Annotated in this window: 19 protein-coding genes; 14 read left to right on the top strand and 5 right to left on the bottom strand. The window is 63.8% G+C overall.

Annotation, left to right across the window (positions count from 1 at the left end; all coding sequences use genetic code 11):
- Nucleotides 1-241 precede the first annotated feature (241 nt).
- Both AC5JLE_RS12815 and maiA read left to right on the top strand, forming a co-directional pair.
- Nucleotides 242-1,231: a fumarylacetoacetate hydrolase family protein gene (locus tag AC5JLE_RS12815; RefSeq protein ID WP_496065338.1), complete on the top strand. Its 990-nt coding sequence runs from the start codon at nucleotides 242-244 to the stop codon at nucleotides 1,229-1,231.
- A gap of 14 nt (nucleotides 1,232-1,245) precedes the next feature.
- Nucleotides 1,246-1,914: a maleylacetoacetate isomerase gene (gene maiA, locus AC5JLE_RS12810; protein WP_241884618.1), complete on the top strand. Its 669-nt coding sequence runs from the start codon at nucleotides 1,246-1,248 to the stop codon at nucleotides 1,912-1,914.
- Between the two features lie 44 nt (nucleotides 1,915-1,958).
- On the opposite strand, the gene AC5JLE_RS12805 is transcribed toward maiA, so the two are convergent.
- The 3 genes from AC5JLE_RS12805 to AC5JLE_RS12795 all read right to left on the bottom strand — a co-directional run bounded on the left by AC5JLE_RS12805 (nucleotide 1,959) and on the right by AC5JLE_RS12795 (nucleotide 5,942).
- A complete protein-coding gene (locus tag AC5JLE_RS12805) occupies nucleotides 1,959-3,419 on the bottom strand; it encodes a UdgX family uracil-DNA binding protein (RefSeq protein ID WP_423172681.1) in 1,461 nt (486 codons plus the stop codon).
- Entirely contained in the window at nucleotides 3,400-4,683 is a 1,284-nt protein-coding gene (locus tag AC5JLE_RS12800) for a putative DNA modification/repair radical SAM protein (protein WP_032957890.1), read from the bottom strand. Before AC5JLE_RS12800 ends, AC5JLE_RS12805 begins: the two co-directional genes overlap by 20 nt.
- A gap of 131 nt (nucleotides 4,684-4,814) precedes the next feature.
- Complete coding sequence (locus AC5JLE_RS12795; RefSeq protein WP_014645840.1) at nucleotides 4,815-5,942, bottom strand: PilT/PilU family type 4a pilus ATPase; 1,128 nt, start codon at nucleotides 5,940-5,942, stop codon at nucleotides 4,815-4,817.
- A gap of 121 nt (nucleotides 5,943-6,063) precedes the next feature.
- Between AC5JLE_RS12795 and AC5JLE_RS12790 the strand changes: the two genes are divergently transcribed.
- The 12 genes from AC5JLE_RS12790 to AC5JLE_RS12735 all read left to right on the top strand — a co-directional run bounded on the left by AC5JLE_RS12790 (nucleotide 6,064) and on the right by AC5JLE_RS12735 (nucleotide 21,338).
- Nucleotides 6,064-6,429 carry a DUF4398 domain-containing protein gene (locus AC5JLE_RS12790; RefSeq protein ID WP_005415160.1) on the top strand — a complete coding sequence of 122 codons (366 nt, stop codon included), beginning with the start codon at nucleotides 6,064-6,066 and terminating at the stop codon, nucleotides 6,427-6,429.
- Nucleotides 6,426-7,310: a hypothetical protein gene (locus tag AC5JLE_RS12785; protein WP_197557137.1), complete on the top strand. Its 885-nt coding sequence runs from the start codon at nucleotides 6,426-6,428 to the stop codon at nucleotides 7,308-7,310. The genes AC5JLE_RS12790 and AC5JLE_RS12785 overlap by 4 nt, the downstream gene beginning before the upstream one ends.
- Before the next feature lie 324 nt (nucleotides 7,311-7,634).
- Nucleotides 7,635-7,871, top strand: coding sequence for an HP1242/YdcH family protein (locus tag AC5JLE_RS12780; RefSeq protein WP_005407964.1), 237 nt, complete (start codon nucleotides 7,635-7,637; stop codon nucleotides 7,869-7,871).
- 301 nt (nucleotides 7,872-8,172) lie between these two features.
- The gene (locus AC5JLE_RS12775) at nucleotides 8,173-9,543 is read left to right on the top strand and encodes a pyridoxal-phosphate dependent enzyme (protein ID WP_014645842.1); all 1,371 of its coding nucleotides are present in this window, start codon (nucleotides 8,173-8,175) and stop codon (nucleotides 9,541-9,543) included.
- A 123-nt stretch (nucleotides 9,544-9,666) separates the two neighbouring features.
- Nucleotides 9,667-10,839, top strand: coding sequence for a cystathionine gamma-synthase (locus tag AC5JLE_RS12770; protein ID WP_053494788.1), 1,173 nt, complete (start codon nucleotides 9,667-9,669; stop codon nucleotides 10,837-10,839).
- Nucleotides 10,840-10,867: 28 nt separating this feature from the next.
- Nucleotides 10,868-11,650 (top strand): ABC transporter permease, encoded by a 783-nt coding sequence (locus AC5JLE_RS12765; RefSeq protein ID WP_053494789.1) that lies wholly within the window; start codon nucleotides 10,868-10,870, stop codon nucleotides 11,648-11,650.
- Between the two features lie 15 nt (nucleotides 11,651-11,665).
- Nucleotides 11,666-12,271: an acyltransferase gene (locus tag AC5JLE_RS12760; protein WP_069118025.1), complete on the top strand. Its 606-nt coding sequence runs from the start codon at nucleotides 11,666-11,668 to the stop codon at nucleotides 12,269-12,271.
- The gene (locus tag AC5JLE_RS12755; RefSeq protein WP_053494791.1) at nucleotides 12,255-13,502 is read left to right on the top strand and encodes a glycosyltransferase; all 1,248 of its coding nucleotides are present in this window, start codon (nucleotides 12,255-12,257) and stop codon (nucleotides 13,500-13,502) included. The genes AC5JLE_RS12760 and AC5JLE_RS12755 overlap by 17 nt, the downstream gene beginning before the upstream one ends.
- Complete coding sequence (locus AC5JLE_RS12750; protein WP_053494792.1) at nucleotides 13,502-14,794, top strand: ABC transporter ATP-binding protein; 1,293 nt, start codon at nucleotides 13,502-13,504, stop codon at nucleotides 14,792-14,794. Before AC5JLE_RS12755 ends, AC5JLE_RS12750 begins: the two co-directional genes overlap by 1 nt.
- The gene (locus AC5JLE_RS12745) at nucleotides 14,791-18,348 is read left to right on the top strand and encodes a polysaccharide pyruvyl transferase family protein (protein ID WP_197557139.1); all 3,558 of its coding nucleotides are present in this window, start codon (nucleotides 14,791-14,793) and stop codon (nucleotides 18,346-18,348) included. Before AC5JLE_RS12750 ends, AC5JLE_RS12745 begins: the two co-directional genes overlap by 4 nt.
- Complete coding sequence (locus tag AC5JLE_RS12740; protein ID WP_126411698.1) at nucleotides 18,345-19,610, top strand: glycosyltransferase; 1,266 nt, start codon at nucleotides 18,345-18,347, stop codon at nucleotides 19,608-19,610. The genes AC5JLE_RS12745 and AC5JLE_RS12740 overlap by 4 nt, the downstream gene beginning before the upstream one ends.
- A 366-nt stretch (nucleotides 19,611-19,976) precedes the next feature.
- Nucleotides 19,977-21,338 (top strand): glucosyltransferase domain-containing protein, encoded by a 1,362-nt coding sequence (locus tag AC5JLE_RS12735; RefSeq protein ID WP_140222887.1) that lies wholly within the window; start codon nucleotides 19,977-19,979, stop codon nucleotides 21,336-21,338.
- Between the two features lie 193 nt (nucleotides 21,339-21,531).
- On the opposite strand, the gene AC5JLE_RS12730 is transcribed toward AC5JLE_RS12735, so the two are convergent.
- The gene (locus AC5JLE_RS12730) at nucleotides 21,532-22,503 is read right to left on the bottom strand and encodes an NAD-dependent epimerase/dehydratase family protein (protein ID WP_069118022.1); all 972 of its coding nucleotides are present in this window, start codon (nucleotides 22,501-22,503) and stop codon (nucleotides 21,532-21,534) included.
- Between the two features lie 3 nt (nucleotides 22,504-22,506).
- Nucleotides 22,507-22,884: an SMR family transporter gene (locus tag AC5JLE_RS12725; RefSeq protein ID WP_053494798.1), complete on the bottom strand. Its 378-nt coding sequence runs from the start codon at nucleotides 22,882-22,884 to the stop codon at nucleotides 22,507-22,509.
- Nucleotides 22,885-22,913 lie beyond the last annotated feature (29 nt).

Genomic DNA, 22,913 nt, shown 5'->3' with positions numbered 1-22,913 from the left:
CCCCCCCCCTGGGGGTTTTGGGCCGCCTCCCCCCCCCCCCCCCCCCCCCCCCGCCCAACCAGTAGAAAGCCAGAGCCGCTTTTGACGTTGCCGTTGCTGTTGCATTGAGCAGGTGCAGGGCTGCAAGCCCTGCCGAACCCCCCACTACGGTAGGGTGGGCCGATGCCGCGCTGCAGCTTGGCGTCGCCGCAGATTTGATTACACTTGAAACTTGTTTGCCCACGACTCCGGACACCCACCCATGAAGCTTGGTTCTTTGAAGGAAGGCGGCCGCGACGGCACCCTGATCGTCGTCTCGCGTGACCTGCGCCACGGCGTGCGCGCCACCGGCATTGCCGCCACCCTGCAGCAGGCCCTGGAGGACTGGAGCCACATCGCACCGCGCCTGAACGCCCTGTACGAATCGCTCAATGCCGGCGATGCCGATGGCGTGTTCGACCTCGACCCGCAGGCACTGGCCGCGCCGATGCCGCGCGCCTATGAGTTCGTCGATGGCAGCGCCTACCTGCCGCACGTCGAGCGCGTGCGCCGTGCCCGTGGCGCCGAGGTGCCGGACAGCTTCTACACCGACCCGCTGATGTACCAGGCCACCAGCGCCGGCTTCTACGGCCCGCGCGATGCGGTCAAGGTGGTCAGCGAGGACTACGGCATCGACCTGGAAGCGGAGATCGTGGTGATCACCGACGACGTGCCGATGGCGGCGACCCCGGAACAGGCAGCCGGTCATATCCAGTTGGTCGGCCTGGTCAACGATGTCTCGCTGCGCAACCTGATCCCGGGCGAGCTGGCCAAGGGTTTCGGCTTCCTGCAGTCCAAGCCGCGCTCGGCGCTGTCGCCGGTGTTCGTCACCCCTGACGAGCTGGGTGCCGCGTGGCAGGACAGCAAGGTGCACCTGCCGCTGCTGACCCACATCAACGGCCAGTGGTTCGGTGCGCCGGAAGCGGGCGTGGACATGCAGTTCAATTTCGCCCAGCTGGTTTCGCATGCGGCCAAGACCCGTCCGCTGGTCGCCGGCACCATCGTCGGCTCGGGCACCATCGCCAACGAGGACACCAGCAAGGGTGCGTCGTGCTTCGCCGAGCAGCGCGTGGTCGAATCCCTGCGCGACGGCAAGCCGAGCACGCCGTTCATGTCGTTCGGCGACGTGGTCCGCATCGAGATGCTCGATGCCGCCGGTAACAGCATCTTCGGTGCGATCGAGCAGCGCATCGAACAGGCGGCCAGGCCCTGAGCATGGAGGCGGCCATGGAGATCCCGGTCGACGACGGCATCGTGCTGTACACCTACTGGCGATCCAGCGCCGCCTACCGCGTGCGCATCGGTCTGGAGCTGAAGGGCCTGGCCTGGGAGGCCCGGCCGGTGCATCTGGTGCGCGACGGTGGCGAGCAGCACCGGGATGCCTATCGGGCGCTCAACCCGCAGCAGCAGGTGCCAACCCTGCTGCATGAGGGGCATGTGCTGACCCAGTCGCTGGCGATCCTCGAATACCTGGACGAGCGCTTTCCGCAGGTACCGCTGCTGCCGGCCGACGCCGCCGGCCGCGCGCGGGTGCGGGCGCTGGCCCAGCTGGTGGCCTGCGACATCCACCCGATCAACAACCTGCGGGTGATGCAGTACCTGGAGCGCGATCTGCAGGTGCCGGCCGATGCGCGCACGCAGTGGACCCTGCACTGGATCGCCGAGGGCTTCGCGGCGATGGAAGCCCTGCTGGTCAACAGCCGTGACACCGGCGCCTTCTGCCATGGTGACCGTCCCGGCCTGGCCGATATCTGCCTGCTGCCGCAGCTGTACAACGCCCACCGCTTCGGCCTGGACCTGGCACCGTACCCGACCCTGCGCCGCATCGAAGCGGCCTGCCACGCAGTGGATGCCTTCGACCGCGCACGCCCGGAAAACCAGCCCGACGCCGCCTGAAAAAAAGGGGACGGAGGGGATTAAGTCGTATATGCACTTACGACTTAATCCCCTCCGTCCCCTTTCTGCCGCAAGCGGGCCAGGTCATCGCGGAACACCCGGTAGGCTTCCTCGCGGCGCGCATCGTCGGTCTGCCGCAACACCCATGCCGGGTGCACCGTGGCGTAGCCGCGCGTGCCGTCCTCGAGGGTGTGCCAGCGTCCGCGGTCGCGTGCGAGGTCGAAACCACGACCGAATACCGAGGCTGCCGCTGTCGCGCCCAGGCACACGATCACCTGGGGCCGCACACGTGCGATCTCACCCATCAGCCAGGGGCGGCAGGCCTGGATGTGGCGGCTTTCCGGCCGCTTGTGCAGCCGCACCTTGCCGCGCCGCTCATGGTGGAAGTGCTTCACCGCGTTGGTGAGGTACAGCTGGGCGCGATCGATTCCCAGTTCCGCCAGTGCGCGGTCCAGCACCTGGCCGGCAGGTCCTGCGAACGGCTGCCCGCGCAGATCCTCGGTATCACCGGGCTGCTCGCCGATCACCATCACCCGCGCATCGGCAGGCCCCTGCCCGAACACGGTCTGCGTGGCCTGCTCCCATAGCGGGCACTGGCGGCAGGCACTGGCCTGTCCGCGCAGATTGTCCAGGCTGCTGGCATCGGCTGCCGGCGCCGCAGCGTTCGCACGCGGGGGAATCCTGCGTTGCGGTGCCTGTGCCGGCCGGTCATGCATTTCCTGCACGCGGTCGGCCGCGTCGCGCACCAGGCGTGGCAGCAACTGTGCTTCAGGCAGGTGGCGCCAGTACTTGGCCGGCATCTCCTGCATCATCATCCGTGTGTTGAGTCGCGCCGGATTGAAGATGCTGGCGTAGTAGGTCTGCCACAGCGACTCGCGTGCATCCTCGGCCGGGGCATCTTCGCGCCGTGCACCGGGGCCGAAGGCAAGCGCCTGCCCATCCCAGGCGACGCTGCGCGAAGGGGTCAGGATCGCCCAGCGCATGCCGGTGAAGCGGCGCGCGAAGAACGGCGCGACCCGGTCGACGATGTGGTGCTGCGGCTCGAACCAGGCGATGAACGCATCAGGCTGGCCAGGTACCTCGCGGAAGCGCACGAATGCCTTCATCTTGTGCGTGTCACGGCGGACGGCCTGGGCGAGGGCTGTCGCGCGCAGGACATCGGCGTCGGCGGGGTTGCCCAGCACTGATCGCTCGCCATGGGCGATGCGCCACAGCAGGCGATACAGCACGGCCAGGCGCTGGGGATCGCGATGGCACAGGCAGGTGGCCGCCAGCTCCAGGAAGTCACGTGGAACGTTGGGTGCACCGGCCTCGGCAAGCATCGGCGCCTGCTGCATGGCCGGCGCATCCAGCAGTGACGTGTCACTCCCTTCCAGCCAGTCCAGCTGCGGCGGGGCAACGCCGCGCAGCAACGCTTCGCGCGCAGCATCGCGCCAGGCCTGCAGCGACCACGGCGGATCCACCCGCAGCGACCACCGCTGCGCGTCAGGACGCAGACGGGGCATCGAAAAGCGAACCCTGGCGCGGCGGCGGGGCCAGCTGCGCGCGCAGCGCCGCCGGATCATCCAGTGCTTTGCGCGGGTGATGGTCGGCCAGCAGCACGAACGGCAGCAGCTTGCTCATCGGTGCCTTCAGGCGCGCGATGTCGGCCACGCGCAGCCGCCCGTGGCGGCGTGCCATCAGCACGCGCTTGACGTTGCGCACGCCAAGGCCGGGCACGCGCAGCAGCATTTCTTTCGGTGCCCGGTTCAGATCGACCGGAAAGCGCTCGGGATGGCGGATCGCCCAGGCCATCTTGGGGTCGATATCCAGGTCGAGCATGCCGTCCTGGGTGGTATCGGTAATCTCCTCCACACCGTAACCGTAGAAGCGCAGCAGCCAGTCTGCCTGGTAAAGGCGATGTTCGCGCTGCAGCGGTGGCGGCTGCAGTGGCAGCTGCCGGCTGGCGTCCGGAATCGGGCTGAACGCGGAGTAGTAGACCCGGCGCATGCGGTAGTTGCCGTACAGACTGTCGGCGCTGGCCAGGATCTGCTGGTCGTTTGCCCCGTCCGCGCCGACGATCATCTGGGTGCTCTGCCCGGCCGGGGCGAAACGGGGAGGGCGCGGGCGAGCGCTGCGGCTGGCCGTCGGCGCCACCGCTGCGGGGGACTTGCGAGCCTCCTTGGCTTCCTCGATGCGCCAGCGCAGTTCGCCCATCGCGCCACGGATCGAGTGCACCGTCTTCTCCGGTGCCAAGGCGCTCAGGCCGGCTTCGGTCGGCAGTTCCACGTTGATGGACAGGCGGTCCGCATAGCGCCCGGCACTGGCCAGCAGTTCCGGCGAGGCCTCGGGAATGGTCTTGAGGTGGATGTAGCCGGCGTAGCGGTGTTCTTCGCGCAGCTGCCGGGCCACTTCCACCATCTGCTCCATGGTGTAGTCCGCATTGCGGATGATGCCGCTGGACAGGAACAGGCCCTCGATGTAGTTGCGCTTGTAGAAGTCCAGGGTGAGCGTGACCACCTCGTCCACGCTGAAACGCGCGCGGGCCACGTTGCTGGAGACCCGGTTCACGCAATAGGCGCAGTCGTAAATGCAGAAGTTGGTCAGCAGGATCTTTAGCAATGAAACGCAGCGGCCGTCGGGCGTGTAGCTGTGGCAGATGCCCATGCCCTCGGTACTGCCGATACCGCCACTGGCGCGCGAATCGCGTTTGCCCGAGCCGCTGGAGGCGCAGGACGCGTCGTATTTGGCGGCGTCGGCCAGAATGGCCAGCTTACGGATGGTTTCCATTGAGGAAACCTACGGATGAGGGGTCTCATTGGATGAGACCACCCCTGAACGCTTCAGAAAAAAGGGGACGGAGGGGATTAAGTCGCAAGTGCACAAACGACTTAATCCCCTCCGTCCCCTTTTTCGTGGGGTCAGAAGCCGTGGGTGATGCTGGGTGCGCCGGCCGAGAAATCGGCGTACGGGTCGTGCTCGCCGCTGCTGCCTTCGGACAAACGGAACTTCAGGGCCAGGCCATCGCGCGAGTCGGCCGCGCGCAGCGCTTCCTCCTGCTCGATGATGCCCGCCTTGGCCAGCCGGAACAGGCACTGGTCGAAGCTCTCCATGCCTTCTTCCAGCGAGCCTTCCATCGCCGCCTTGATCTCGTGCACCTGGCCGCGACGCAACAGGTCGCGGATCATCGGCGTGTTGATCAGCACCTCGGTGGCCGGCAGGCGACGGCCCTCCTTGTTCTTCACCAGGCGCTGGCTGATCACCGCACGCAGGTTCAGCGCCAGGTTCATCAGCACGTTCTTGTGCGCGCTTTCCGGGAAGAAGTTGAGGATGCGCTCGATGGTCTGGTCGGCGTTGTTGGAGTGCAGGGTGGCCAGGCACAGGTGCCCGGTCTCGGCGAAGGCGATCGCCGCCTCCATCGTTTCCGCATCCAGGATTTCGCCGATCAGGATCACGTCCGGCGCTTCACGCATCGCGTTCTTCAGCGCGTTGTGGAAGGCGTGGGTGTCCAGGCCGACCTCGCGCTGGTTGACGATCGACATCTTGTGCTTGTGCAGGTACTCGATCGGATCCTCGATGGTGAGGATGTGACCGGTGGTGGTGCTGTTGCGGTGGTCGATCATCGACGCCAGCGAGGTGGACTTGCCGGAACCGGTGGACCCCACCACCAGCACCAGCCCGCGCGGGGTCATGATGACGTCCTTCAGCACCTGCGGCAGGTTCAGCTCCTCGATGCTCGGGATACGGCTGCGGATGGCGCGGATGACCATGCCGACCTCGCCCCGCTGCTTGAACACGTTGACGCGGAAGCGCCCGGCATCGGGCAGGGCGATGGCCATGTTGAGCTCCAGCTCGCGCTCGAACTGCGGCACCTGGCCTTCGTCCATCAGCGAGTAGGCGATTTTCTTGACCATGCCCGGCGGCAGGCCGGTGTTGCCCAGCGGATAGAGCTTCCCCTCGATCTTGATGTAGACCGGTGCCCCGGTGGTCAGAAACATGTCCGAAGCGTTCTTTTCGGTCATCAGCTTCAGGAAGTAGCCGATATCCATTGCGAATTTTCCCCAACGAAACGGCCGACGCCCGTTGCCAGCACGGTGTCGGCTTGACGACAATGGCCGTGAACCGACAACCGGTACGGCCTCCCCAATGAAACGACTTAGCTTCGCACGAATGCGCCATGGCCTGTATGTGATGGCGTTTGCATTCGCACTGTCTGCCCCCGCCTGGGCGCAGGACGCCGCCCTGGAACTGGCGCAGGCCCGGCAGGCGGTCGACAAGGCCACCCAGGCCGACGCCGACCAGTACGCCCCGGACCTGATCGGTCTGGCCCGGCAGGGGCTGGAGCAGGCCCAGCGCGCCGCCGGCGACCGCCGCGAACGGAAGAACGCCCCGGCGATGGCCCTGCGCGCCGCCGCCGATGCCGACCTGGCACGCGTCCGCAGCGAGGAAGCCACCGTCACCGCGCAGCTGCAGCTGCGCCGCAACGAGGTCAACCAGCTGCAACGCCAGCTGTCGACCGGGGAGGACCGCCGGTGAAGCCGATGACCGCCGCAACCCTGGCCGCGCTGCTGGCGCTGCCGACCCTGGCCGTGGCCGCCGACAACCCGATGGTGGCGCAGCTGAGCCAGCGCCTGATGGCCATCCAGGCCAACCCGGATACCGCTGAGCTGGGCGCCTTCGAGCGCATGCAGGCCCAGCAGGCCATCGCGACCCTGGACAAGGCCAAGCGCCGTGACCAGGAGCTGGCCACCTACCTGGCCGAGCGCCGGGTGGAGATTGCCGAGACGGCCGTGCGCACGGCGATGGCCGCGCGCGAGGTCGACCGCCTGGAGCGCACCCGCAGCGACCTGCTGATCGAGGCCAGCCGCCGCGACGCTGCCCGCGCCCGTCAGGAAGCCGAGCAGCTGCGCATGCAGGCGCAGATGCAGGCCGAGGAGGCCGAACGCCTGCGCCAGGCCGCCGAGGCCGAAACCCTGGCCCGCCAGGACGCCGAAAACGCCCTGACCAGCGTGGCCGGCAAGCAGCAGCAGCGGCTCAGCGCTGCCCAGCAGAACGCCGCCAAGCTGGCCCGTGAGGAGGCCGAGCTCGTCTCCGGGCAGAAACTGCCGGGTTCGAAGTTCGATGGGCGAGGCGAAGTCTTCACCTTCAGTGGCGACGCGTTCGCTGCAGGTGCCTCCAGCCTGTCCGGTGGGGCCCGCAACCAGGCCAAGGCGCTGGCCGAGTACCTGAACATCGGCAAGAAGGGCCGCCTGCGCATCGAGGCCTACGACAATGCCAACGGCGTGGGTCAGAAGCGGGCCGAAGCGCTGCGCGACGCCCTGGTCGCGGCTGGTGTCGCCAGCAACCGGATCCAGGTCAGCGGCAAGAAGGCAGCCTCCACCCGGGCCCGTTCGGCCGAGGTCATCATCGCCCCGTAATGCATTGATATTGTTTGTTTTTCGTTGCAATGAGCATTCAGCCTGAACCCCGCCCCGGCGGGGTTCGGTCTTTTTGACGCAGGGGTCTTGTACCCCGCCCTGAGCAGGCGTAGGGTCAATCGTCCGGGACGCAATGCCGCGGACCGGACGATGGGAGGGCCGGGCCGATGCAAGCAGGGCGCGAACCGCAGCAGATCGACGTGCGCAGGCCAGTGCCGCAGGTCGTTGCAGGCGTCCAGGTGGCCATCGGGCGGCGCTCCTCCATGAACAACGCCCCGTGCCTTGTGGCCGGGGCGTTCGTGTATCTGTCGAAGGAGGTCCATCATGTTTGAAGATCAGCCCCAGAGCGAGATCGACGCCCGTCGCGCGCGTGATCCGGAGTTCAGGGCACTCCATGACCAGCACCGCAAATTGAACAAGAAGTGCATGGACGCGGAGTTGGGTGTACTCCCGATCGATGATGTCACCCTGGGTCGCATGAAGCGTGAGAAGCTGCTGGCCAAGCAACGCCTTCTGCGAATGTACGAAACACCGCTCCCAACGACGTCCCCCACGCTTTGACGCACCCCGTCGCGCCCGGAACGGCGTGACCCGGCCATCGATGGCCCCGCCGGGCGACCCCGCCCCGGCATCGCGGCACCGCCGATGAGGCGGCCGCGCCAAGGCATCACAGGCGGTGGTGCCTTGGCCAGCAGGCACAACTCACCGATGCGGGCGGTACCGGTCTCCTCGTCGATCCGGGGCCGCCCGCATCCCTTCATGGGGCAGGCGGGCGGCATGCCTGCACCGACCTGACATTCAGCGCCATCCGTCGGATAATCATCGGTCCGGCCCTGCGTGGCGCGAACCGAAAGTCCTCCGAATGCCCATCCATTCTTCCGTCCTCGAACTCATCGGCCAGACCCCGATCGTCAAGGCCCAGCGCCTGGACACCGGCGTCTGCGAGCTCTACCTGAAGCTGGAGAGCGCCAACCCGGGCGGATCGATCAAGGATCGCATCGGCCTGTCGATGATCGAGGCGGCGGAGCAGCGTGGTGACCTGAAGCCGGGGGCGACCCTGGTTGAAGGTACCGCCGGCAACACCGGCCTGGGCCTGGCGCTGGTGGCACAGCAGAAGGGCTACAAGCTGATCCTCGTCGTTCCCGACAAGATGAGCCGCGAGAAAATCTTCAACCTGAAGGCGATGGGCGCTGAAGTGCGCCTGACCCGTTCAGACGTCGCCAAGGGCCATCCGGAGTACTACCAGGACCTGGCCAAGACCATCGCCGAGCAGACCCCGGGCGCCTACTTCATCAACCAGTTCGGCAACCCGGACAACCCGGCCGCGCATGAGTTCGGCACCGGCCCGGAAATCCTCGAGCAGATGGGCGGTGACCTCGACGCCATCGTGTTCGGCTGCGGCAGCTCCGGCACCATGACCGGCCTGTCGCGCGCGTTCGCCAAGCTGTCGCCGAAGACCGAGCTGGTGCTGGCCGATCCGGTCGGCTCGATCCTGGCCGAATACATCAACGACGGCGTGCTCAACGACAAGTCGGGCAGCTGGCTGGTGGAAGGCATCGGCGAGGACTTCCTGCCCTCGATCTCCGACTTCAGCCGCGTCAAGAAGGCTTATGCGATCAGCGATGCCGAGAGCTTCCACACCGCGCGCGAGCTGCTGGGCAAGGAAGGCATCCTGGGCGGTTCGTCCACCGGCACCCTGCTGGCGGCGGCGCTGAAGTACTGCAAGGAGCAGACCACGCCGAAGAGGGTGCTGGTGCTGGTCTGCGATACCGGCAACAAGTACCTGTCGAAGATGTACAACGACTACTGGATGCTGGACAACGGCTTCCTGCAGCGCCCGCAGCACGGCGACCTGCGCGACCTGATCCTGCGCCCGTACGGCCAGCGCGACACCGTGGTGATCGGCCCGAACGACCTGCTGACCACCGCCTACCAGCGCATGAAGCTGTACGACGTCTCGCAGCTGCCGGTGATGGACGGCGAGAAGCTGGTCGGCATCGTCGACGAAAGCGACGTGCTGCTGCATGTCTATGGCGACGAGGCGCGCTTCCGCGACACCGTGGCCACCGCGATGGTCAGCAAGCTGGACCGGCTGGACGTGAAGTCGCCGATCGAGGCCCTGCTGCCGGTGTTCGACCGCGGCCAGGTGGCGATCGTGATGGACGGCGACGCCTTCCTCGGCCTGATCACCCGCATCGACCTGCTGAATTACCTGCGTCGGCGCGTTCAGTAAGGCGTTTATCGCCGCAGATCGCTGCTGAATCCCGGTTTATCCGCGTCAAAGCTCGTTAAGGCCGCGCTGATAGACTCCCGCTCCTTCGACGGCGCCGGTCATCGGCGCCAATCAGGAAACGACATGTCCAACGCTTCTTCCCCGGACCGCGCGCTGGCCCTGGCCACGCTGGCCATCCACGGCGGCCAGTCGCCCGACCCCAGCACCGGCGCGGTGATGCCGCCGATCTACGCCACTTCGACCTATGCCCAGTCCAGCCCGGGCGAGCATCAGGGCTTCGAGTACTCGCGTACCCACAACCCGACCCGCTTCGCCTATGAGCGCTGCGTGGCCTCGCTGGAAGGCGGTACCCGCGGCTTTGCCTTCGCTTCGGGCATGGCGGCCAGCTCGACCGTGATCGAGCTGCTCGACGCTGGCAGCCACGTGGTGGCGATGGACGACATCTACGGCGGCAGCTTCCGCCTGTTCGAGCGCGTGCGCCGCCGCACCGCCGGGCTGGACTTCAGCTTCGTCGACCTCACCGATCTGGCCGCATTCGAAGCCTCCATCACGTCGAAGACGAAGATGGTCTGGATCGAGACCCCGACCAACCCGATGCTGAAGATCGTCGACATCGCCGCGGTCGCCGCCATCGCCAAGCGCCATGGCCTGATCGTAGTGGTCGACAACACCTTCGCCTCGCCGATGCTGCAGCGTCCGCTGGAACTGGGTGCGGACCTGGTCCTGCATTCGGCCACCAAGTATCTCAATGGCCACTCGGACATGGTCGGTGGCATGGTCGTGGTCGGCGACAACGCCGAACTGGCCGAGCAGATGGCCTTCCTGCAGAACTCGGTGGGGGGCGTGCAGGGCCCCTTCGACAGCTTCCTGGCCCTGCGCGGCCTGAAGACCCTGCCGCTGCGCATGAAGGCACACTGCGCCAACGCGCTGGCGCTGGCCCAATGGCTGGAAAAGCACCCGGCGGTGGAGAAGGTGATCTACCCGGGCCTGGCCTCGCACCCGCAGCATGAACTGGCCGGCAAGCAGATGGCCGGCTACGGCGGCATCGTCTCGATCGTGCTCAAGGGCGGGTTCGAGGCGGCCAAGCGCTTCTGCGAGAAGACCGAACTGTTCACCCTGGCCGAGTCGCTGGGCGGTGTTGAAAGCCTGGTCAACCATCCGGCGGTGATGACCCATGCCTCGATTCCGGTCGCGCGCCGCGAACAGCTGGGCATCAGCGATGCGCTGGTGCGGCTGAGCGTGGGCGTGGAGGAGCTGGGGGATCTGCAGGTGGATCTGGAGAGGGCACTTCAGTGACCGTCGGATTGTCCATGGTGTCTGACGCATGAGTGCCTCGAATCTGGCTGGTCTCATCTTCCAGCTCACCCGGCGTGAAGTCAGTGGCCGCTACAAGGGCTCAGTGCTCGGCTTGTTCTGGTCCTTCGTCAATCCGCTGTTGATGCTCAGCGTATACACGTTGTTCTTCTCGGTGATCCTGAAAGTTCGCTGGGGCGATCAGCCACAGCGTCAGGCGGATTTTGCGATCCTGTTGTTCGTCGGCCTGATCCTCCATGGATTCATCGCCGAATGCATCAACCGCGCGCCGGGATTGATCACGGGAAACGTCAACTACGTCAAGAAGGTCGTGTTCCCGATCGGCATTCTGCCGATCGTTTCCTGTTCATCGGCGCTGTTCCATTGGTTCATCAGTCTGAGCGTTCTGGCGCTTGCACTGGTGTTCGTTGGGAACGGTGTTCCGGTCACTTTTCCGTTGATTCTGGTAGTGATGGTCCCCCTGGTGCTGTATGCGCTGGGCATCAGCTGGATACTGGCGTCTGTGGGCGTTTACCTGAGGGACGTCAACCAGGTGGTGGGTGTTTTCTCGCAGATCCTGCTGTTCATTTCGCCAGTGTTCTTCCCGGTCACCAAGATTCCCGAGTACATCCGCCCGCTCTTCCTGGCCAATCCGCTTACGACGATCATCGAGCAGGCCCGTGCCGTCGCGGTGTTCGGTCAGCTGCCGGACTGGTGGCAGCTGGCGGGGCAGTTTGCTGCCGCGTCTGTGGTCTGCCTGCTGGGAATGGTCTGGTTCCGTCGCACCAAGTGTGGATTCGCTGATGTCCTTTAAGAAGGAGCTTGCACGATGAGTCGCCTGAAGCAATGGCTTCTTCGCCAGCGTTTCTTCTATGTGCTTATGGGGCTGAAGTACTACCTCGGCAACAATGTCGTTGCCCGCTTTCCGATCGAATGTGTTCGCCGGTTCTATCTGACCCGCGTGCTCAAGGTGGCGATCGGCAAGGACACGCACGTCAGCATGCGCTGGTTCGTCACCGGTTATCCGGTGCGCGCGCACGTCAGCATCGGTGACAACTGCGTGATCAACCGGGAGGTGTATCTGGATGGCCGGGTAGGTGTGGTTGTTGGAAACAACGTCAATGTTTCCTTCCAGACCTGCATCCTCAGCCTGCACCATGACCACAACGCACCGACCTTTCCCGCGATTGGCGGCGTGGTCACCATCCAGGACCATGCCTGGATCGGTGCCCGCGCCACCTTGTTGCCGGGCGTGACCATCGGCGAAGGTGCCGTGGTTGCGGCGGGTGCGGTCGTGGCACGCGACGTGGCACCGTATGAGGTGGTGGGTGGCGTACCCGCCCGAAAGATCGGTGAACGCAACCGGGATATCCAGTACCTCACCAGGTTCTCACCGTATTTTGATTCGGATATCTTCGATGAAACCGCAGGTTAAGAAACAAGTCCTCGTGTTCATGCTGGCGCCTTCGCTGCCGGCGGTGACGGGGGGCGACATCTATGCGGTGAACGCAGTTCTGCCGTTCGCCGAGGAGATCGACTACCACCTGTTCTGCTACGTCGGCGGCGACGCCGACCGACGCAAAGTCGAGCAGCATCGCGCGCTCTACGACAAAGTGTTCCGGTCGGTCCATCTCGAGCCTCGTCCGAAGATGCCGTTCGAGCTGCCCAAGGTGCAGCGAGCCCTGTCGATGGCGCGGCAGGCACTGCAGGGTCTGCCTTTCATCGATGCCAGCTACTACAGCCGCAGCGCCGTTGCGGCTGCACGTCGCATCGTCCGGGAACAGGGCATCGATGCGATCGAGGTCAACTCGACCCATCTGGCGTTCTTCCGTCGATTCTTGCCACAGGTGCCGGGCATCCTGCTGAGCCACAACATCGAAGCTGACATTTTTCCGTTCTGGATGCCGGCAGGCCTGACCGGATGGAAGCTGCGTTTCATGGAATGGGTTGCCAGCCGAAGCCGGCGAGCCGCGAAGGCTGTCGAGATCGACAATGCCTTCGGGTTCTCGGCGATGACCTTCATCTCTCGCCATGACATGTCGCGGGTTACCGACAAGGTCCCGCGCTACCTCATGCCGCTGCACTTTCCGTTGGGTACCACGCGTTTTGAAGACAAGCCGGATGATGTCTTCCACGTACTGTGGATGGGAGGCTTTGGCTGGTACCCGAATGCGGAGGCGGTGACCTGGTTTGCCGAGAAGATCCATCCGCTGCTGGCAGGCCAGTTGCAGGAGCGGAAGATTGTTCTGCACTTCTGCGGCGGCAATCCTCCGGAGGCGCTGCAGGCATTGCATGACGGCCGCAACGTTCTCGTGCATGGCTTCGTCGACGACCTGCAATCGCTGCTGGACAAAGCGCATCTGCTGATGGTGCCACTGCTGTCCGGCGGCGGCATCCGCGTCAAGATCGTCGAGGCGATGTCTGCCGGCATCCCGGTACTCAGCACCAGCAAGGGGTGCGAGGGCATCGGCGCGACCGACGGCGTGGACATCCTGGTGCGTGATGACGCAGAAGGGTTTGCCCGTACATTGCTGGAATGCGCGCAGGACCGAGCGCGACTGGCAGCTCTGTCGGCGGCAGGGCAGGATCTCATGGCGCGCGAGTATTCACAGCAGGCAAGCCTGGACGCCAAGCGAGCCGCCTATCGGCATGCGGGGGTGATGTGATGCAGGCAGCAGATACGCCGTTGACGGCTGCGCCGGTGGTTTCGGTACGTGGTGTCGGCAAGGTCTTCCGCATTTTCGACCGTCCGGCGCAGCGCCTGTTGCAGCCGGCAGCAAACCGGCTCCGGCGCCTGGTGGGCATGCAGCCGCAGCCGGCGCGCGTGTTCCATGCGTTGGACGACATCAACTTCGACATCGCGCCGGGCGAAACTGTTGGAATCATCGGCCGCAATGGCAGCGGCAAGTCGACGCTGCTGCAGATCCTGGTCGGTACGTTGCAGGCCAATACCGGCAGCGTGACCGTCAACGGGCGGGTATCGGCGCTGCTGGAACTGGGCGCTGGTTTCAACCCGGAATTCAGCGGGCGCGACAACGTCTACCTGGCAGGTGCCATCATCGGCCTGGGTTCGGCGGACATGACCCGCCTCATGCCTGAAATTGAAAAATTCGCCGATATCGGTGAATTCATCGACCAGCCTGTCAAGACCTACTCTTCGGGCATGTTCGTACGGCTCGCGTTCGCCGTGGCGATCCACGTGTCACCCGATATCCTGGTTGTGGATGAAGCGTTGGCAGTGGGCGACACCGCCTTCCAGACCAAGTGCCTTACCCGCATTCGCAAGATGCAGTCTGAAGGCGTCAGCATCATCCTGGTTACCCACTCCACCAATACCCTGCTGGAATACTGCGACCGGGGCATCTACCTGCGTCGCGGACGGGTCGTGCTGGACGGACCGTGCCGCGAGGTTGTCAAGAAGTATGCCGACGACCTGGTGGACGAAGAAGGCGGAGCCGTGATCTATGCGGACGAGGCCCTTGCCAGCTTGCAGGACGATGGCCTGCCTGCAGACGCTGCGGCATTGCCGGCAAGCGAAATCACCGGCGTGGAGATTCTCGACCTGCAGGGGCAGCCAAGGACGACGTTCGGCCATGGCGAACAAGTACTGGTGAAGGTCGCCATCCATGTACGCCGGCGTATCGAGCAGCCCTGCTATGGAATTCAGTTGAAGAGCGTGGATGACATCGCCCTGTGGGCTGGCACCACCCAGAACATGAGCCTTTCGCCGCTGCCGACGGAACCGGGCGATTATGTTTTCGACTGGCAGTTGACGCTGAATGTCACCGGCAACCGCTATGTGCTGGCACTGGGCATCGGTGACCTCGACACGGGCGAGTACCACCGTCACTCACGCGTGCCCTACGCGGGCCATGTGGATGTATTGCCTCAGCCCCATTCCGGTCATGGCTGGCTTGCTCCCGCCCCTCGCTTCACCGCACCAGTGAGAACTGCATGATGACGCACTCCAAGCCAGTATTCAGGGCCCTGGTCGTGGGTTTCTATGGGGCACCCAACGTGGGCGACGAGGTGCTGCTGGACCTGCTGGTCCGTCGCATCCGCGAACTGGGCGGCGAGCCGGTGGTTGCCAGCATCGATCCCTCGTTGACCCGCCGCATGCATGGTGTGGATGCCGTGCAGTTTGCCAATGTCGGGGACATCGCTCGTGCATTGATGCATTGCGACGTACTGGTGATGGGGGGCGGCGGCATCTTCCAGGACCATCATCCCTTCAACCTCGATGCGGTGTACCTCCCTTATGCGAACGACATTTCCGGCTATGCACGGCCGATGCTGCTCGCGCGGCAACTGGGAGTGCCGACAATCGTATGGGGGCAGGGGGTTGGGCCGCTGAGTTCAGAGGGCGCACGCACCCTGGTGCGCGAGTTGTTCCAGCATGCGGCCGCCGTATCCGTGCGGGATGAATCATCCAAGGCACTGCTGCGCCAGATCGGCGTGGATCGGGATATCCTCGTTGCCGCCGATCCGGGATGGTTGTTCCGCCGCTATCACCCATTGCCGGCGCAACAGGCTGCGCATGATGCAGGCCAGCCGCAGAGCAAGGTACTGGCGGTGGTGGTGCGTGAATGGGACAAGGGGCAGTGGAAAACGTCCCTGGTGGAGGCGTTGCGCACTGCAGTTCCTGCAGGATGGCGGATCCAATGGGTGGCGTTCCAGGCCCATACCGAAGGCAGTGGCGCGACGTCCGACCTGCCCTTGATCGAATCGCTGCGCCAGCAGCTACCCGGGCGCAGCAATGATGAACTGATCGCACCGGCAACAACGGATGCGACCTGGCAGACAATCGCCAGCGCTGACGCGGTGCTGTCCATGCGCCTGCATGCCAGTATCCTTGCCCTGCTGGCGGGCAAGCCCACCGCAGGCCTTGAGTACGACGACAAGCTGTCGCATGCCCATGCGATGGCTGGAATGCCGTCGATTCTGAGGCTGTCGACCGACGATGGCCCGGAGCGCTTCGTGCAGGCGATCGAATCGCTGGTCACCGAAGCCTGGCGGCCGGATCCGCAGGTGGTGGACAGCCTGGAAGTGTCCGCCAGCGCGCACCTGCAGCTGCTCGACGGCTGCTCCTCCCTGCCGCCGGTGCCCCTTCGCTTCGACGCAACCTCCACAGACTGGTTGTCACTGTGGTTGCAACAGGCACTGGTCGAGCTTGAACAGACCCGGCAGCAGAGCCAACGCGCCCACGATCTACTGCTGTTCCGGGACCATCAGCTTGCCGAGCAGACGACGCAGAACACAAACCTGACGCAGCAACTTGTCGAGAAGCAAAAGAAGATGAATGAAGACATGGTCCGCCTGGATGCGGCTCAAGGCCAGCTGCAGGAGAATGCGCAGGCATTGCAGCAGATCAGGCAGGAAAGTGCGCAGGCACTGGAGCAGATCAAGGAGGAAAGTGCGCAGGCACTGCAGCAGGTCAAGGAGGAAAGTGCGCAGATGCTGCAGCAGATCCAGCAGCAGTTGGCAGGCAAGCAGGCCTATATTGATGACAAGGAGGTCTACATTGCGATCCTGCTGCAGCAAATCGAACAGGTGCAGGCCGAGCTGGCGCGCAGCCGTCAGGAGACCGCAGATGCGCTGAATCTCTGGCGTCGCCTGCGTAGGTTCCTGCAGTTGCTTCGCCGCGACCTGGTGCGCCTGCTGGCCGCCCCCTTCAAGTTGGCTTCGGTCTGGAGGCGGCACGGGTTGAAGGTCGCACTGCAACAGATCCCGCGACGCATGAAGACGCTGGGTGTTCCTCAGACCGCTGCCACGCAACAGATGGCGGAACCGCCACCGCCGATGGTGCGACCGGTTCGCCGCGAACGCCTGCTGGTGATCGCCAACACGTTGACCACCGACGGCTGGCCCAACCGGGCGATGCACTTCGCGAAGGCGGGCGATCGTGCCGGCTTCTTCGTGCGCATCACCGCGGTGGATGGAAGTGCCTGGCCGGACGACGGCAGCGGCCTGCCGGCGCGTCTCGCTGTCGATGCGCACGCCTGGCTGCAGGAAGTGCGTGCCGAAGGTACTCGCGTTCTGCTTGCCGATGCATCGCCGGAGGCGCTGGGCCTGGCCCGGTCGGCACGTGAACGCGGTGCCGAAGTGATCGTCGACCTCGCTGCACTCGGTGCGGATTCTCTCTCCGCGGAACTGCGCGTCCTTACTGATCGCGTTGTCACCGGAACCCCGGAGCAGAAGGTCGATGGCCTGCCGTCGCGCTTCCTGGGCGCGGCTGGAGACAATGAAATCTTCGACTCCTACCGCAGTCATGGGCTGCCGCAGGCATATGAGGACGGGCGACAACATGTCCTGTTCGTTGTCCTCGGCGGAGACGGCGACGCCTGGCTTGATGCCGCGCTGAAGGCGTCCCCCGATCTCGTTTTCCATGTCACGGGAATGAACGTGGATGGCCGCGACAGCCGCCAGGTACGTGCCCTCGATTGGTCGTGGCAGCCGCAGCAGATGGCTCCGCTGATCGCCGGCGCGCATGCGGTTGTCATCGTCGGCGGGGCCGGGGACCGCACGCGCCTTGCCGACCTGTCAATGGCGGCGCTGCTGCTGGAGAAGCCGGTGTTTGTCGATGCGCTGCCGTCATTCGCACCGTCGCCCAACCTGCATCGGGTGGATGCCGTGCAGCTGTCCGCACAGCTGGCCGGCGCCACTGCGTCGGAAGACTACGCATTCATCGCCCGCCACGCCTGGCTGGGCCATGTCGAGCAGTTGATGCAACCGGAGTATCCGCTGTCGGTAAGCGTGGTTGTGCTGATCCACAACAACCGCCGCATCATTGAGCGCTGCGTGAGCACGTTGCTGGAGCACGCCGGGGAATGGCTGCAGGAAATCGTGGTTGTCGATAACCAGTCCAGCGATGGCGGCGCCGAACTGGTTGAATCGCTGTACGCAGGGCATGCCAAGGTGAAGCTTGTGCGCAACAGTGAGAATGGATGCTCCTCGGGTCGCAACCTGGGCGTCAAGCATTCCACCGGCCGTTATATTGCGTTCTTCGACTCCGACCAGTGGTTGACCTCTCCGTCCTGCTTCAGTGAAGCCGTGAACATCCTGGCGGCCAACCCCGGTGTCGGCACCATCGGCTGGAATGCAGGATGGTTCGACGCCACGCGTGATGACCTGGGTGGACCCATCTCCGACTACCTTCCCAATCGCGGCATGAACAACGAGGCCCGCATCAAGGGATACCGCGATGACGTGGGTTTCCTGGGGACCAGCTGCATGTTCATTGCCCGTGACCTGTTCGAGCGTCTGGAAGGCTTCGATGTGTTCTACGACCCTACGTGCTTCGAAGACACGGACATCTGCTTCCAGGTGAAGAAGGCTGGTTATTCGGTGGCGTTCCGTGACCTGGCCGGTGTCCGTCACCAGCCGCACCAGACTACCGGCGCCAGCGAGGGCAGCGAGCGCTACAAGCAGCTGTTCAACCGCAACGCAGCCTACTTCCGCGACAAGTGGAAGGGGTATCCGGAGTTCTTCGTGGACCTCAAGTCCTGGCATTGAGCGAGGCAGAGACGGCAATGGGGTGGGGCAAGGTCAAGCGACGGCTGCTGGAAGCCATGCTGATGTTCGGCCCTGGGTTGTACAGTCGCTGGTCGATGTCACGGTCCACAGGAACACCCGCGGAGGTTCCGTCGACGGAACGCCCGCGGGTGCTCCTCGTGGACCATGATTTTCCCGAGATTGACCGTGATGCGGGATCGCGCGCGATCTCATGCTTCGCTGACCTGTTGGTCGATGCCGGCATGGAGGTCGTCTTCTGGTCGGCAACGATTGAGCCCTCCGCAGCTGGGAGAGCTGCCCTTGAAGGGAGAGGCATCACCCCATTGAGTCGACGGGAAACGGGGGCACTGGACGGATGGTTGGCGACGTTCGGAGGAAGTTTCATCGGGTCGGTGTCAAGCCGCCCACTGATCGCGGCCATGTATCTACCGGTCCTGCGCGCGGCGATTGCCGGTACTCATCTCTATTACGGGCACGACATCCACTATCTGCGGTTGCAGTTGATGCGTGCTACGTCCAAGGCCACCCTTGCCGATCATTGGCAGTGTCTGTTGATGAGAGTGGTGGAACAGCGAGCGTGGAGAAATGCCGACGTAGTTCTGTATCCCTCTAAAGATGAGGCTGAAACAGTGAACCGTTACCTTGCTGATCGCGGCTTGGCTGGGAACGGCGAGATGTTCCCGCTGTGGACCGTGGATGCAGGATCCATGCAGCACACGCCCGGCCCGGGCAAAAGATCGGGATTGCTGTTCGTTGGCAGCATGGCGCATGCACCAAACGCAGATGGTCTGGACTGGTTTCTGCACAAGGTGCTGCCCTTGCTTCAGCGGGGGGGACAGGCGCCGGTCCTCACCGTGGTGGGCTCCGGTATGGAGAACTACCGTGTGCCCCAGCATGCCTCTGACACGGTGCGTATTCTCGGTCGCATCGATGATGCTGCATTGGAGCGCTGTTACGCGTCTACGCGCCTGGTCATCGCGCCGTTGCGTTTCGGCGGCGGGGTCAAGGGGAAGGTGATCGAGGCAATAGGGCAGGGTGTTCCAATCATCTTGACCGGTGCGGCCGCGCAGGGCCTGGCTGGAGTCGAGGATATACTGCCGACTACCGATGACCCGTCGAAGTTTGCTGCTGCCATCCAGGCGCTGGATCAAGACGACCAGGCTTGGTCAGCCGCGTCTACCAAGGCGCGCCTGTTCCTGGCGGAACACTATGACCATCGTCAATTCGTGCAAAGGCTCAGGCACCTGCTGCTGCATTCCTGATCGGGAGTGAAGTCCTGTGATGCACGAGACTGTCCATGGGGCAATGTGCCCTATCGCTCGCTGGATCGGCTGCAGGTAGCCGCGCGGGCCTGCCCAACCATGCCGTTGGCTCACAAAGGATTGGCTTGGCCATCATCCAGTCGAGTAGCATTCCGCACGGGATACGACGTCTTCAGGGCAGTCAAAGAGCCGATTGGGCCCGTTCACCGCCATCGGTACCTCGGCCTGGATGATGCTAGGCCGGTCAAATTCAGTTGGGCGAATCTGGAGTTAGGGGAAGATATGGATTGGAGTAACTTGGCTGGGCGGGCGCGGTCGCAGCTGCACTCGATGTGCACTGATGCCCCGAGCCATGGCGGATTCAAGATGGTGGCTGCGCTTCTGTCCATGCTGCTCGTGGCATCCGCTTATAGCCAACTATCGAATCTGCATGTGTTCGGTCACGATGAAGTTCACTACAACCACTATTTCCAGCTGAAGCTGTTGCAGGATGGCCGGTGGCTGAACTACATCTTCAAGGATGTGCTTGTCAGTATTGACGCGTCGGCTTGGTTCGCCGCGTATATCGCCGCACATCTTTTGCTGGTCTATCGCATTGCGCGCCGCGCAGGCCTGTCGGTTGCACTGGCACTGATCATTTCGGCCGTCGTTTCGATCTCTCCGCCAGTCGTGGAACAAAGCATGTGGCCGGCCACTGCGTTCTCGGCAGTTGCAGTCCTGATCCTGGCCGAGGTGGTCACGCGGCGAGTGGCGATAGCACCGGTTGCGGTCTATGCGGCGCTCGGGATCCTTCTGTTCGGGACGATGCAGAGCTACTACTTCCTGGTCCCGCTCCTGTTCATCGGCGAATTCGCGTCCGAACAGCGGAGTGCTCGAGATCGATGGAGGTTGTGGTTGCAACACACGCTCAGCTGGGTGGGAGGGGCGGTACTCGGCGCTTTGGTCATGTCGATGATGCTGCTGCTGCTGGCAGGGCATTTCGGTCCGCAGGTGGATGACTGGCGATCGCCACATCCGGCCAAGGATCTTCCCTCTTTATGGCAGAACGTAAGCTACGTCATTGGATCATTCGGGAAGTGTGTAGCTTCCATTGGCAAGGCCTCGAACCTGGATGGTTGGTTGCTGTTGGCAACCGTGCTGCTGCTCGTTCCATTCGCCGTTCGCCGGAAGGGTTCAGTCCAGATCCTGTTGACGCTCGCAATGGTCGCTGCGGCGTTCCACGCATTCTCGATTCCGTTGGCACCAGTAATTACCACGCGCAGCCTGATCGCGCTGGTACTTGGACTGGCGCTGTTTTTCGGCCTTCTTGGAGGCGGGAATCGTATCTCACGGGCGGTCGTATTCCTCCTCCTGCTGGCGGGCGGTATTGGATTCCAGGCACAGGCCCGTACGTTCCTCCAGACCCAGGTGGAAACGACCTCCTTCCTGTTTGAGAAGATCCACACGCTATTGCCATTGCCGGCAGACCGGTATTCAGTACTGGCGGTTTCCGGCCGCATGCCGGGTGGCAAAGAGCCAGCTGCCACTTTCAACAACGAATACTTGATGAATTCGGTGGTGGTGGCTACCGGGGCCAGGAGTTTTGTTGATTGCCGGACGCACGAGGCAGAAGTGTGCGCGATGGCGGTGGAAGGTGACGCCGTGAATGAAACCGGGCTGGGTGAAGGGCGACTGAGGCTCTTCCAGGATGCAAAGGGTGGCGCGGTCATCGTCTATAGCGATGACTGATCAGGCGCCGCCAGTGCGTCCGGCCCGACGTAGATCGCAGCGGCTCCCGTGCAAGGAGGTCATCGCCATTTCCTTGCTGGGGCAGCATCGTGGTGGTTTGCCGCGCTGATCTCTATCCCGCCTCGCCGGACTTTTCTCCGGCGAGGCCAGTGATACGGAGGCGACCCCATCCAGGTCCCTCCATGCAGATCATTCAGATCTGCTTCCGGTAATGTGCGTACGCTGCAACGAGCATGTCCTCGTCATTGCGTGTGGGATGCCAATCCAGAACTTCCTGCGTAGGTGCAATGTCGACCACGTAGTTGATGTCGGCGATCTGATACTGCTCCCGATGCAGCAGCGGTTTGCCCAGCTTTTCCAGAAGCGACAGCGTCATCTTCAACGGCTTGGCGGGTACCGGCACTACAATCGAGCGCGAGCCGATGCGCTTGATCGTATTGCGCAGCAACTGGCGAACTGGTGGTGCATCGCCCGATCCCAAGCTCAGTGCGACGGCGGGGAATCCCTTCTCGACCGCAGCAAGAATTGCGCTGACGACATCCTCCACGGCGATCATCTGGTAGCGGTTCCGACCGCTGCCGATGGTTGGCACGGGAAGGCCAAGGTCCATCAGCCGGAACAGCTTGATCAGGATGCCAAAGCGTCCGGGGCCCACAATCATGCGTGGACGCAGGACGGTAATCAGGTAGCCCTCGGTTCGTGCTTGTTCGCACAGCTGTTCCGACGCCGCCTTGCTGCGTCCATACGGACCCAGCGGGTTGCGTCGGTGCGTTGGAGGTACAGGCAGCGATTCCGGCAGCCCGTACACCATGTCCGTGCTGGTATAGATCAAGCGTGGCTGGCGCAGTTTACGCATCCACTTCAGTACATTGGCTGTACCGGTAACGTTGACCTCGGCGAACCAGGCGTCCTGCTCTTTTGCCGGCACGGCGTTATGGAATTGCCTTGCCGCAAGATGGTGGACGACATCACCTTCATCCAATGGCACGCGCGACAGCGCCGCAGTATCCAGAATATCCAGCTGGTGATGGACGACCCTGCCGGAGAATTCTGCAGGCAGAGGCAGCAGGTCAACGGTCTGAACCTGCTGGCCCTGTGCAAGGAGGGTCCGGACGAGATGCGATCCGGTGAAACCTGAGCCACCAATGACAATATGCTTGGTCACGGCTCAGCCCCCACGCGCGACGAGAACGACGCCAGCACAGATCAGCGCGATTCCAGCCAGCTTCATTACGCTGACCGGTTCACGGAAGAACAGATATGCAGCACCAACGACAATCACGTATCCCACGCTCAGGAAGGGATAAGCGAAACTCACCTGGACCTTGGAGAGGACGTACATCCAAAGCACGATGCTGATCGCATAGCACGACAGTCCGCTGAAGACCCACGGATTGAGGACAACGCGGATGGCGCCCTGTGCGAGCTCAAGCACGCCCTGGTTGGTCACCAGCGAAACATTCGGCATGCCTTTGCGAAGGAAAAGCTGCGCACTCGCATTGAGGGCTACGGAGAACAGAATGAGTGGGATGAATTTGAGATACATGCGATCAACTTTGGAATGATGAGGAGGCA

It is taken from the genome of Stenotrophomonas sp., from assembly GCF_059505245.1.
Note: the sequence above shows the minus strand (reverse complement) of the source record. Positions and strands in the feature narration are given on the sequence as shown.